We start from the raw sequence: 12,200 nt of genomic DNA on the forward strand, positions 1-12,200 counted from the left end.
GCCTGTGTCAGTGATCTTAGCTCACCCGGCACACGGCCGGTCCGGCGTTTGAAGGAGGGCTTGAGGTTTGTCGCCGACATGATCTTGCTATACAGTCGTTCAACTGCGCTATTCCCTGTGATACTTATCCCTGTGGGAGCCGGCCTTGCCAACACCCCGGCTCTCGACACCGTGAGAACGACAGATGACCCAGGAAGCCCGCTTCAGCCGCATGCTCCCCGAACTGCGCAAGGCCAATCTGGTCGAGGCCACGCTGGCCTGCCTGAAGCGCCATGGCTTCCAGGGTGCCTCGATCCGCAAGATATCGGCCGAAGCCGGTGTCTCGGTGGGCCTGATCAGCCACCACTATTCCGGCAAGGACGAGCTGGTGGCCGAAGCCTACATGGCTGTCACTGGCCGGGTCATGCAGCTGCTGCGCGAGGCCATGGCCCAGGTCGCGCCCAATGCCCGCGAACGCCTGTCGGCGTTCTTCCGCGGCTCGTTCAGCGCCGAGCTACTCGACCCGCAACTGCTCGATGCCTGGCTGGCGTTCTGGGGCGCGGTGAAGACCGCCGAGGCGATCAACCAGGCCCACGACCACTCCTACGGCGAATACCGCCGCGAACTGCGCACCCTGCTTCATGAATTGGCACTGGAGGAGAGCTGGGAGCAGTTCGACGCCGACCTCGCCGCCATCAGCCTCAGCGCCCTGCTGGACGGCCTGTGGCTGGAGTCAGGCCTGAACCCGGGTACCTTCACGCCGGCGCAGGGCGTGCAGATCTGCGAAGCCTGGGTCGACGGCCTGCAGGCCGGCGGTCGGCAACGTTTCACCAGCAACACCGAGGGCTGTTGATCGACCGTTCAGCAATCGCTAGTCTTGGCCAACTCTAATAAGAAACACGCCTTCGGGCGCCTCAGGACCACACGCAATGATCTCTCGAGTACTGATCGTCGACGACGATCCGCTGATTCGTGACTTGCTCCAGGCCTACCTGTCCCAGGAAGGCTATATCGTCCACTGCGCCGCGACCGCGGAACAGGCCGAAGCGCTGCTGGCCGAGCAGCCGGTGGAGCTGGTGATGCTGGACATCCGCCTGCCGGGCAAGGACGGCCTGACCCTTACCCGCGAGCTGCGGGTGCGCTCGGAAGTCGGGATCATCCTGATCACCGGGCGCAATGACGAAATCGACCGCATCGTCGGCCTGGAATGCGGCGCCGACGACTATGTGAGCAAACCGCTCAACCCCCGTGAACTGGTGTCCCGCGCAAAGAACCTGATCCGTCGCGTGCGTCACGCCCAGGGTACCCGGACAACCACGCAGGCCAATTCCACCCTCAAGCAGTTCGGTGATTGGTCGCTGGACTGCGACCGCCGCCGCCTGATCGATCCGCAAGGGGCTGAAACCCTGCTGACCCACGGCGAGTTCCAGCTGCTCAGCGTATTCCTGCGCAACAGCGGCCATACCCTGAGCCGCGACCAACTGATGGACCAGATCCGCAACCGCGAGTGGGTGCCCAACGACCGCTCCATCGACGTGCTGGTCGGCCGCTTGCGGCGAAAGCTGCACGACGACCCGGCCGAACCTGAGCTGATTATCACCATCCACGGCGCCGGCTACCTTTTCACCGCCAGCGTGGCCGCGTGAGCAAGTACCTGCTCAGCCTGCTGTTGCTTCTGGCCAGCGGCGCGCTGCAGGCAGCAGGAACAATCCGCTACTGCGATTACCCGGTCTACCCACCTGTCTCCTGGAGCGATGGCAAGCAGCCGCGCGGGTTGGCGCCGACGGTGGTCCGCGAGCTGTTTGGACGGCTGGGCTACCAGGTCGAGATGATCGTCCTGGGCAATTGGCAACGCTGCCTGCTCGACGCCGCCGAAGGCCGGGTGGATGTGGTGCTGGCCTACTCCTCGGAGCAGCGTGCCCAGTCCATGCGCTTCTCGCAGGTGCCGGTGCTGCGCGAGGAGGTAGCGGTATTCGCCAACCGCCAGCGCCCGCTGAAGTTCGAGACGCTCGAAGACCTGGCCCCGTACCGCGGCGGGCTGCTGTTCGGCGAAAGCTATGGCCCGGAGTTCGATCGCTTCGTGGCGCAGCACCAGAACATCGAATGGGTTTCGGACAGCGGGCAGAACTTCGGCAAGCTGATTCGCGGGCGCATCGACTTCGTGATCCAGGAACGCCGCACCGGCCAGCTGTTCGTCGAGCACCTGCCCGGCGCGGGGGACATCGTCGCGCTGCCACCCTCGCTCAGCGTCGACTACCTGCGCGTGGCGGTGTCGCGTCGCTCGCCGTTGAGCGAGCGCATGAACGAGATCGACGAACAACTGCAGAAGATGACCGACGCCGGCTTGTTGGAGCGCTGGCTGCATGAAAGCGAGGTCACCTACCGCGATATGGTCAACCTGCCATGACCCGCCTGCAACCGGGTGGCCTGCTGCGTCGGCTGCTGTTGTTCATCCTGCTGTTCAGCCTGTGCTTCACGGTGCTGGCCAGCAGCGTGCAGCTGTATTTCGAGTACCGCCGCGAGATGCGCGACATCGATGCGCGCATGGCGCTGATCCGTGCGGGTTACCTTGCCAGCCTGGAGCGCAGCCTTTGGGACCTCAACCAGGAGCAGTTGAACGTGCAGTTGCGCGGCCTGGTGGACTTTTCCGATGTGGCGCTGGTGCGTCTGAACAGCACCGACTTCACCCTGCAGCAGGGCGATCCGGCGCCGCAGGGCCCGCTGCGGGTCGAGCGTTTCCCCCTGGACTACCAGCCACCTTCCGGGCCCTTGCGCCACCTGGGCGAACTGGAGGTGAGCATCGACCTTGGCGCGGTGCACCGGCGGCTGTTCGCCACGGGCCTGACCAGCCTGTTGTGGATGAGCGTGTTCCTCTGCGGGCTGGCGCTGGCGTTGTCCGGGCTGTTCTATCGCCTGGTGACCCGTCATCTCCAGGTCATGGCCGACTTCGCCCGGCGCATCGGTGCAGGGCAGTGGCACGAGCCGTTGCGCCTGAACAAGCGCCGCTCGCCGCACACGGACGAAATCGATAGCGTGGCGCTGGCGCTGGATGACATGCGCCGGGCGATCCTCAGCGACATCGAGCGCCGCGAGAGCGACCGCCTGGCCTTGCAGGACAAGCGCGATGAGCTGCAGAAACAGGTCGAGCGCCGCACCGCGAGCCTGATGCGCGCCAAGGACGATGCGGAGGCGGCGAACCTCGCCAAGTCGCGCTTCCTGGCCACCATGAGCCATGAGCTGCGCACGCCGCTCAACGGTATCCTCGGCATGGCAGAACTGCTGCGCGGCGCGGGGCTCGCGGCCGAGGATCGTAAACGCCTGGAGGCATTGTACAAGGCGGGCGAGGGGCTGCTCGGCATCCTCAATGAAGTGCTGTATTTCGCTCGCCTCGAGGAGGGCGAAAGCCATCCCGAGGCGGTTGGTTTTTCCCTGCGCCAGCTGTGCGACGAGGTCCTGACCCTGCTCGAGCCCCGGGCGCTGGCCAACCACAGCGTGGTGCGCTGTCGCATCGACCCGCAGTTGGCCGCATACCAGCACGGCGCGGAGCAGTACCTGCGCCAGGTGCTGAGCAACCTGCTGGCCAACGCGATCAAGTTCACCGAAGGCGGCGAGATCCTGGTGGCGGTGGAGGTGGTGCGCCAGGCGTCCGCTAGTCAGCACCTGCGCTTGAGCGTCACCGACAATGGCATCGGCATCTGCGAGGCGATGCAGCCGAAGATTTTCGGACGCTTCGTGCAGGCCAGTGAGTCGGTCGCGCGGCGCTATGGCGGCACCGGGCTGGGGTTGGCGATCAGCAAGCACCTGGTGGAGCAGATGGGCGGGCAGATTGGCGTGCGCAGCCGCGAGGGTGAGGGCAGTTGCTTCTGGTTCGAGCTGGCGCTCGAGACGACGCAGGCTCCCCAGGCAGCGGTGAATGTGGTTACCGGGGCGGCGCGGCTGCACATCCTGGTAGTGGAAGACGTCGCCTTGAATCGTGAAGTGGTGCGCGGGCTGCTGGAACGTGACGGACACACGGTGTGGCTGGCCGAGGATGCCGAACAGGGGCTGCAGCTGTGCGAACAGCGGCGTTTCGACCTGCTCCTGCTGGATGTGCACCTGCCCGGCAGCAGTGGCGTGGAGCTGTGCCGGCAGGTGCGCGCCAGCGACTCGCCCAACCGCACGACACGCATCCTGGCGCTGACCGCCAGTGTCCAGCCAGGGCTGGTGCGTACCTACCTGGAAGCCGGCATGCAGGGCGTGCTGGGCAAGCCGCTGAAGCTCGCCAGCCTGCGCCAGGCCCTGGCCGGGCAGGGCCAGGAGCAACACCCGGCAACGTCCAACTGGCTTGACCACGAGTTGCTTGACACTCACCGCACGCTGCTGGGCGAGCAGAAACTGCAGGGCCTGCTGGGCGGATTGCGTGACGCGCTGGCGCAGCACCGCCAGCCCTTGCTCGAGGCGGTCGAGGTGGGGGACTGCACCGAGGTGGCTCACCTGGCCCATCGACTGGCCGGCAGCAGCGATTCCATGGGGTTGTGTGGCCTGGCAGCGACCTTGCGCCGGCTCGAGGAGAGTGCCCTGGCACGCGACACGCCTGGCGTGCGGGCCATGGCCGGGTTGTTGGGCGAGCACCTGCAGCGTGCCGAAAACAGCCTGGCGGAACTGCTGGCATCCTGAGCGACAAAGTTCTTACGATTTTTTACATGTTTGATCTTTACGATCAACCGGGCCTTACATCGCTTTCCAATAATCGGGGCAACCGCTGTACACGCGGTCGTCGATGCTTATTGGAGATAATAATAATGAAAGGCCGTAAAGCTGAAGGTATCCACCTCACACGGGCATTGAAAAGCCGACACATATTCATGCTTTCGCTCGGTGGCGTAATTGGCACCGGGCTGTTCATGGGCTCGGGGGTGACCATCAACCAGGGCGGGCCGGTTGGCGCGATCCTGGCCTATCTGGTGGCCGGGTTCCTGATGTACCTGGTGATGGTCTGCCTGGGTGAGCTGTCGGTGCAGATGCCGGTGTCCGGGTCGTTCCAGGCCCATGCGACGAAATTCATCGGACCGGCCACCGGCTTCATGATCGGCTGGGTGTACTGGATGAGCTGGGCCACTACCGTGGGCCTGGAGTTCACCGCCGCCGGCATGTTGATGGTGCGCTGGTTTCCGGAGGTGCCGATCTGGTACTGGTCGGCGCTGTTCGTCGCCGTGCTGTTCGGGATCAACGCGCTGGCGACCCGTGCGTTCGGTGAGGCTGAATACTGGTTCTCCGGCATCAAAGTGGCGGCGATCCTCGGCTTCATCATCGTCGGCGTGCTGGTGATCTTCGGCGCCATCCCGCTGACCAGCGGGGCACCGGCACCGATGATGAGCAACCTGATCGGCGATTCGCTGTTCCCCAATGGCCTGTCGGCGGTGTTCGCCGTGATGATGACCGTGGTCTATGCCTTCCAGGGCTGCGAGATCATGGGCGTGGCGGCTGGCGAGACCGATCAGCCGGAGAAGAGCATCCCGCGAGCCGTGCGCAACGTGGTGTTCCGTGTGCTGATCTTCTATGTGCTGGCGATCGTGGTGCTCTCGGCGATCGTGCCGTGGCAGCAGGCCGGGCTGATGGAAAGCCCGTTCGTGCAGGTGTTCGACATGGTCGGCATACCCTATGCCGCGGACCTGATGAACTTCGTGATCCTTACCGCGATTCTCTCGGTGGGCAACTCCGGCCTCTATGCCTCCACCCGCATCCTCTGGGCAATGTCCAAGACCGGCATGGCGCCCAAGAGTCTGTCGCCGCTGAGCAGCCGCGGCGTGCCGCTGCGTGCATTGTTCATCACCCTGTGCTTTGCGCTGGTATCGCTGATGACCAGCTTTGTCGCCGCGGACACCCTGTTCATGGTGCTGATGGCAGTGAGCGGGATGTCGGGAACGGTGACCTGGATCGTGATTGCCCTGGCGCAGTACCGCTTCCGCCAGCAGTTCCTGCGTGACGGCGGCAAGCTGAGCGACCTCAAGTATCGGGCGCCGCTATACCCGCTGGTGCCGTTGCTGTGCATCACCCTGTGCAGTTCGCTGTTCGTGTTCCTGGCGATGGATGAGACCCAGCGGCCTTCGTTGTACTGGGGCTTCGGGTTCATAGCGCTGTGCTACGCGGCGTACTTCCTGGTGCAGCGCAAGCGCCAGGGGCTTGGACTGGAGCCGGAAACACCGACTGCATGAGCTGACTGAACGCGGCCAGCTCGGTAGGGCCGGGCTTGCCCCGCGAGGCGATGTTACTGACACACCGATATCGCGGGGCAAGGCCCGCTCCTGGCGATCGTTTGCACAGTTGTACGAAGTTGTAACAGCACCGCCTGGAGAACACCTGGATCTTCAAATAAATCCATATAAAACAAATAGATAGGCAATTAGGGGGCTGTTACAGCGTAAGTTTTCGCCAATTGCCTCCTTACTGAACACTCGTTTAGCATGAGCCTCACGTCGCACCTCTCACACCAATCACAATAATGCGAGGCCCGTCATGACCACTTCGTCGTCCCTACTCACACAGGTTGAAGCCGGCATTGCCTGGATCACCCTGAATCGTCCGGAACAGCGCAACGCGCTGGACATCCCGACCCTGAAGAAACTGCACGCCACTCTCGAGGCGTACAACACCGATCCAGCCGTGCGCGTGGTGGTCCTGACCGGCAGTGGCCGCAGCTTCTGCGCCGGCGCCGATCTCGCTGAATGGGCCGAGGCCGAAGCCCGTGGCGCGTTGGAAAGCTACGGCTGGACCGAAACCGCCCATGCCCTGATGCACTGCCTGCACAGCCTTGAGAAACCCACCATCGCCGCGATCAACGGCACCGCCGTCGGCGCCGGGATGGACCTGTCCCTGTGCTGCGACCTGCGCGTGGCCGCCCAGTCGGCCCGCTTCAAGGCCGGCTACACCAGCATGGCCTACTCGCCGGACGCCGGCGCCAGCTGGCACCTGCCACGGCTGATCGGCAGCGAGCAGGCCAAGCGCCTGTTGTTTCTCGACGAACTCTGGGGCGCCGAACGTGCCCTGGCCGCAGGCCTGGTCGGGGAGGTGGTCGCCGACGACCAACTGCCAACCGCCACCGCCGAACTGGCTACGCGCCTGGCCCAGGGGCCGACGTTCGCCTTCGCCCAGACCAAGCGCCTGATCCGCGATGGCGCCTCGCGCAGCCTCGCCGAACAACTCACCGCAGAGCTCGCCGCCGGCCTGCTCTGCGGGCGCAGCGAGGACGGCGCCGAAGCCTTGCGTGCGGCCACGGAAAAACGTCCGCCACGCTTCACCGGCAAATAAGCACTCTCTCTTTCCCCGGTTACCCAGGAACAGGCCATGAATTTCCAACTGACCCAAGAACAAGAAATGTTGGTGGATGCCGTACGCAGCTTCGTCGTCAAGGAGCTGCTGCCCCATGAAGACGCCGTCGACCGCGCCGACGAAGTCTCCCCGGAACTCGCCGCGCAGATCCGCGGCAAAGCCATCGCCGCCGGTTTCTACGCGTTCAACATGCCCGAGGAAGTCGGTGGTGGCGGTCTCGACTACCTGTCCCAGGCCCTGATCGAGCGCGAACTGTCGAAAGTCTCCTGGGCACTGCACGTGTTCGTCGCGCGGCCTTCGAAGATCCTCATGGCCTGCACCGGCCAGCAGATCGACGACTACCTGCTGCCGTGCATCCAGGGCGAGAAAGTCGATTGCTTCGCCCTCACTGAACCTGGCGCCGGTTCCGACGCCAACTCGATAAAGACCCGCGCCGTGCGCGAGGGCGATAACTTCGTCATCAACGGCAGCAAGCACTTCATCAGCCATGCCGGGCACGCCGACTTCGCCATCGTCTTCGCCGTTACCGACACCTACGAACACAACGGCCGCAAGCGCAACGCCGTCACTGCCTTCCTGGTCGACCGTGGCACCCCGGGCATGACTATCCGCCGTGGCCCCAAATGCGTGAGCAACCGTGGCTACCACACCTTCGAGATGTTCTTCGACGACTGCAAGGTGCCGGCTTCCAAGGTGCTCGGCGAAGTCGGCAAGGGCTGGGAGGTGGCCAACGCCTGGCTGACCGCCGGGCGGGTCATGGTCGCCGCCAACTGCGTCGGCCAGGCCCAGCGCGCGCTGGACGTGTCGCTGCAATGGGCGGCCGACCGCAAGCAGTTCGGCCAGCCGATCGGCACCTACCAGGGCGTGTCGTTCAAGCTCGCCGATATGGTCACGCAGATTCGCGCCGCCGAGCTGCTGACCCTGCACACCGCCTGGAAGATGGACCAGGGCACTATGACCGACGGCGAGGCCGGCATGGCCAAGCTGTTTGCCAGCGAAGTGCTCGGCAAGGTCGCCGACGAAGCCGTGCAGGTCTACGGCGGCATGGGCCTGATGGATGAGGGGCCGGTCGAGCGGATCTGGCGCAACGCGCGGATCGAGCGGATCTGGGAAGGCACTTCGGAGATCCAGCGGCACATCATCTCCCGCGAACTGCTGCGCCCACTGCTGCGCTGACCGGACCGGAGAATCGCCATGTCGCAAGCCATTCGTGACAACCTCAAACGCCTGCTGGCCCCCCGGCACCTGGCCTTCGTCGGCGGCCGCAGCATGGCCCGGGCGCTCAAGCGCTGCGCCGACGGCGGCTACCAGGGGCAGATGTGGCTGGTGAACCCGCAGCAGGACAGTATCGACGGCGTCCCTTGCGTGCGCAGTGTGGCCGAGCTGCCTTGCGCACCGGACGCGGTATTCATCGCCACCAACCGCGAACTGACCCTGACCTGTGTCGCCGAACTCGCCGCAAAAGGCGCGGGGGGGGCGATCTGCTATGCCTCGGGCTTTGCCGAAAGCGGTGCCGAGGGCCAGGCGCTGCAACAGCAGTTGCTCGTCGCCGCCGGCGACATGGCGCTGCTAGGGCCCAACTGCTACGGCTTGCTCGACTACCTGCACAGCGCCGCGCTGTGGCCGGTGGCCCATGGCGGCAAGGCGGTAGAGAAGGGCGTGGCGGTGCTGACCCAGAGCGGCAACTTTGCCTACAACCTGTCGATGAGCGACCGCTCGCTGCCGGTGGCCTACATGGCTTCGGTCGGCAACCAGGCGCAACTGGGCATCGCCGAACTGATGGACGTGCTGCTCGACGAGCCGCGCGTCACCGCTATCGGCCTGCACCTGGAAGGCCTGAAAAACGTGCCGGGCTTCGCCCGCGCCGCCCACAAGGCGCTGGAGAAGGGCATCCCGATCATCGCGCTGAAAACCGGTGTGTCGCAGATCGGCGCGGAGCTTGCGCTGAGTCATACCAGCTCGCTGTCCGGCTCCGATGCCCTGTACGACAGCCTGTTCGAGCGCCTGGGCGTGATTCGCGTCAGCGGCCCGGTGAGCTTCGTTGAAACCCTCAAGGCCGCCGCCTGCGGCAACCTGCCCAAGGGGGACAGCCTGATCGCGCTGGCGTGTTCGGGCGGTGACGCCGGGCTGATCGCCGACTACTGCGAAAGCAATCACCTGCGCCTGCCGTCCCTCGACAGCAGCCAGGTCGATGAACTGGCCCAGGTGCTGCCGGCCTATGCCAACCTGGTCAACCCGCTGGATTTCACCACTGCGATCTGGGGCGACGGCCCAGCCAAGCAGCGCATGCTCGACAGCGCCCTGCGCAGCGACGCCGACGCGGCGATGCTGGTGTTGGACTACCCCGCCGAGTTCACCGGCGAACGCAAGGAATGCGACCTGCTGCTGGAGCTGTACTGTGCGGCGCTCAAGCGCCATGGCAAGGCTGGCTTCGTCACCTCGGCCTTCCCCGAACTGCTGCCCGCCAGTGCCCGCGAACGCTTGCATGCAGCGGGTGTACCCGCGCTGCAAGGGGTGGAGGATGGTCTGGCGGCGTGGGGCCGGGTTGCCCGGTACGCGCAAAAGCGCCAGGCGTTGCTGGCGCTGGGCGAGTCGGCGCTGGTACCGCTGTGCCCGCAGGCGCTTTCGGGTGACAGCCATCTGCTCAACGAGTGGGCGTCGAAGCAGGCCCTGCGGGGCTTCGGCCTGCCGATTCCGAATGGCCTGCTGAGCAGCCCGCAACATGCGCCGGACGATGCCCGCAAGGTCGGTTTCCCGCTGGTGCTCAAGGCGGTCAGTGCGCAGTTGCCGCACAAGACCGAGGCCGGCGCCGTTGCGCTGAACCTTGGCGACGAAGCGGCCCTGGGCCGCGCTCTGGAGCAGATGCGCACACGCATTGCTGCTTACGCGCCCGGCGTTCCTTTCGATCAGGTGTTGCTCGAACCCATGGCTGGCACGCCACTGGCCGAGCTGATCGTGGGCATCAAGCGCGAGCCGGACTTCGGCCTGGCGCTGGTGATCGGCGCGGGCGGCATCCTTGTCGAGTTGCTCAAGGACAGCAAGAGCCTGCTGCTGCCGACCACCGACGGAGCGATCCGCAATGCCGTGCTCGGCCTGCGCAGTGCAGCCCTGCTGCAAGGTTTCCGGGGCAAGCCGGCGGCGGACCTGGACGCGCTGGTCGCCGCCATCCGGGCGGTGGCCGACTATGCCTGCGAGAACGCCAGCCAACTGCTGGAGCTGGATGTGAACCCATTGATGGTCGGTGCCAGTGGCACCACCGCGGTCGATGCCTTGATTCGCCTCGGCCAGGAGTAAAGACATGAACATGACCAACCACACACTGACCGCAGGACAGGCGCTGGTGCGCCTGCTGGCCAACTACGGCGTCGATACCGTGTTCGGCATTCCCGGCGTGCACACCCTGGAGCTGTACCGCGGCCTGCCCGGCAGCGGCATCCGCCACGTGCTCACCCGCCACGAGCAGGGCGCCGGCTTCATGGCCGACGGCTATGCGCGGGTCAGTGGCAAGCCGGGGGTGTGCTTCATCATCACAGGCCCCGGCGTGACCAACGCGGCCACCGCCATCGGCCAGGCCTACGCCGACTCGATCCCGATGCTGGTGATCTCCAGCGTCAACCACACCGCGAGCCTGGGCAAAGGCTGGGGCTGCCTGCACGAGACCCAGGACCAGCGCGCCATGACTGCGCCGATCACTGCCTTCTCGGCCGTGGCCTTGAAGGCCGAGGACCTGCCGGAACTGATCGCCCGTGCCTATGCGGTGTTCGACAGCGAGCGCCCGCGCCCAGTGCATATCTCGGTGCCGCTTGATGTGCTGGCGGCACCGGTGGCGCGGGACTGGTGCAACGAGGTAGTGCGTCGACCCGGTCGCGGCCCCGCCAACCTCGACAGCCTGGAGCAGGCAGCCAGCAAGCTGGCGGCAGCGAAGCGCCCGATGATCATCGCCGGCGGGGGTGCCTTGCAGGCCGCTGCCGAGCTGCAACAACTGAGCACGCGCCTGGCCGCGCCGTTCTTCACCAGCGTCGCCGGCAAGGGCCTGGCGCCCCTGGATTCGCCGCTGAACGCCGGCTCCAGCCTGTGCGTCGCACCCGGCTGGGAGCTGATCGCCGAAGCCGACGTGGTGCTGGCGGTGGGCACCGAGATGGCCGACACCGACTTCTGGCGCGAGCGCCTGCCACTCAATGGCGAGTTGCTGCGGGTAGACATCGACCCGCGCAAGTTCAATGACTTCTACCCCTGCGCGGTAGCGTTGCACGGCGATGCCCGGCAGACCCTGGCGGCGCTGCTCGAACACCTGCCCGATAGCGTGCGCGATGCCACCCAGGCCAGCGCTTCGGTGGCGCGCTTGCGCAGCGCCGTCAAGGACTGCCACGGCCCATTGCAGTCGATCCACCAGTCCATTCTGGACCGGGTCGCCGCCGAACTGCCGGACAATGCCTTCATCAGCACCGACATGACCCAGTTGGCCTACACCGGCAACTACGTCTTCAACAGCCGGGCGCCACGCAGCTGGCTGCACCCGACCGGCTACGGCACCCTCGGCTATGGCCTGCCGGCGGGAATCGGCGGGATGTTCGCCAGTACCGACCGTCCGGGCCTGGTGCTGGTGGGCGATGGGGGGTTCCTGTACACGGCGCAGGAACTGGCCACCGCGGTCGAGGAACTGGACCGCCCGCTGGTGGTGCTGCTGTGGAACAACGATGCGCTGGGGCAGATCCGCGACGACATGCTCGACCTGGACATCGAGCCCATCGGCGTATTGCCGCGCAATCCCGACTTCGTCGGCCTGGCCCGCGCGTTCGGCTGCACGGTGGTCGAGCCGCAGAGCCTGGACGAACTGCAACGGGACCTGCGCAGCGGCTTCGCCCGCAACGGCGTGACCCTGATCGAGCTCAAGCACGCCTGCGCGCGCTGAG

At 65.7% G+C, this 12,200-nt stretch carries 9 protein-coding genes; all 9 read left to right on the forward strand.

Annotation, left to right across the window (positions count from 1 at the left end; all coding sequences use genetic code 11):
- The first annotated feature begins 184 nt into the window (after positions 1 to 184).
- The 9 genes from NPS58_RS11425 (at position 185) to NPS58_RS11465 (ending at position 12,199) form a co-directional block, all read left to right on the forward strand.
- Entirely contained in the window at positions 185 to 832 is a 648-nt protein-coding gene (locus NPS58_RS11425) for a TetR family transcriptional regulator C-terminal domain-containing protein (RefSeq protein WP_274115462.1), read from the forward strand.
- 76 nt (positions 833 to 908) lie between these two features.
- Positions 909 to 1,625: a response regulator gene (locus tag NPS58_RS11430; protein ID WP_274115463.1), complete on the forward strand. Its 717-nt coding sequence runs from the start codon at positions 909 to 911 to the stop codon at positions 1,623 to 1,625.
- Positions 1,622 to 2,386, forward strand: coding sequence for a substrate-binding periplasmic protein (locus NPS58_RS11435; protein ID WP_274115464.1), 765 nt, complete (start codon positions 1,622 to 1,624; stop codon positions 2,384 to 2,386). The genes NPS58_RS11430 and NPS58_RS11435 overlap by 4 nt, the downstream gene beginning before the upstream one ends.
- Entirely contained in the window at positions 2,383 to 4,635 is a 2,253-nt protein-coding gene (locus tag NPS58_RS11440; protein ID WP_274115465.1) for an ATP-binding protein, read from the forward strand. Before NPS58_RS11435 ends, NPS58_RS11440 begins: the two co-directional genes overlap by 4 nt.
- 125 nt (positions 4,636 to 4,760) lie before the next feature.
- Positions 4,761 to 6,173: an amino acid permease gene (locus tag NPS58_RS11445; protein ID WP_274115466.1), complete on the forward strand. Its 1,413-nt coding sequence runs from the start codon at positions 4,761 to 4,763 to the stop codon at positions 6,171 to 6,173.
- Between the two features lie 301 nt (positions 6,174 to 6,474).
- The gene (locus tag NPS58_RS11450; protein ID WP_274115467.1) at positions 6,475 to 7,266 is read left to right on the forward strand and encodes an enoyl-CoA hydratase/isomerase family protein; all 792 of its coding nucleotides are present in this window, start codon (positions 6,475 to 6,477) and stop codon (positions 7,264 to 7,266) included.
- 36 nt (positions 7,267 to 7,302) lie between these two features.
- Positions 7,303 to 8,463 carry an acyl-CoA dehydrogenase family protein gene (locus tag NPS58_RS11455; protein ID WP_274115468.1) on the forward strand — a complete coding sequence of 387 codons (1,161 nt, stop codon included), beginning with the start codon at positions 7,303 to 7,305 and terminating at the stop codon, positions 8,461 to 8,463.
- An 18-nt stretch (positions 8,464 to 8,481) separates the two neighbouring features.
- A complete protein-coding gene (locus NPS58_RS11460) occupies positions 8,482 to 10,581 on the forward strand; it encodes an acetate--CoA ligase family protein (protein ID WP_274115469.1) in 2,100 nt (699 codons plus the stop codon).
- A 10-nt stretch (positions 10,582 to 10,591) separates the two neighbouring features.
- Positions 10,592 to 12,199 (forward strand): 5-guanidino-2-oxopentanoate decarboxylase, encoded by a 1,608-nt coding sequence (locus tag NPS58_RS11465; protein ID WP_274116525.1) that lies wholly within the window; start codon positions 10,592 to 10,594, stop codon positions 12,197 to 12,199.
- The last annotated feature ends 1 nt before the right edge of the window (position 12,200 follow it).

Source organism: Pseudomonas putida (assembly GCF_028682455.1).
In the GTDB taxonomy this organism is placed as follows: Bacteria; Pseudomonadota; Gammaproteobacteria; order Pseudomonadales; family Pseudomonadaceae; genus Aquipseudomonas; species Aquipseudomonas putida_AA.

Excerpts from the sequence above, each read along its gene's own strand:
- NPS58_RS11425 (WP_274115462.1), top strand. The coding sequence starts at position 185 with ATGACCCAGGAAGCCCGCTTCAGCCGCATGCTCCCCGAACTGCGCAAG.
- NPS58_RS11430 (WP_274115463.1), top strand. The coding sequence starts at position 909 with ATGATCTCTCGAGTACTGATCGTCGACGACGATCCGCTGATTCGTGAC.
- NPS58_RS11440 (WP_274115465.1), top strand. The coding sequence starts at position 2,383 with ATGACCCGCCTGCAACCGGGTGGCCTGCTGCGTCGGCTGCTGTTGTTC.
- NPS58_RS11445 (WP_274115466.1), top strand. The coding sequence starts at position 4,761 with ATGAAAGGCCGTAAAGCTGAAGGTATCCACCTCACACGGGCATTGAAA.
- NPS58_RS11450 (WP_274115467.1), top strand. The coding sequence starts at position 6,475 with ATGACCACTTCGTCGTCCCTACTCACACAGGTTGAAGCCGGCATTGCC.
- NPS58_RS11455 (WP_274115468.1), top strand. The coding sequence starts at position 7,303 with ATGAATTTCCAACTGACCCAAGAACAAGAAATGTTGGTGGATGCCGTA.
- NPS58_RS11460 (WP_274115469.1), top strand. The coding sequence starts at position 8,482 with ATGTCGCAAGCCATTCGTGACAACCTCAAACGCCTGCTGGCCCCCCGG.
- NPS58_RS11465 (WP_274116525.1), top strand. The coding sequence starts at position 10,592 with ATGACCAACCACACACTGACCGCAGGACAGGCGCTGGTGCGCCTGCTG.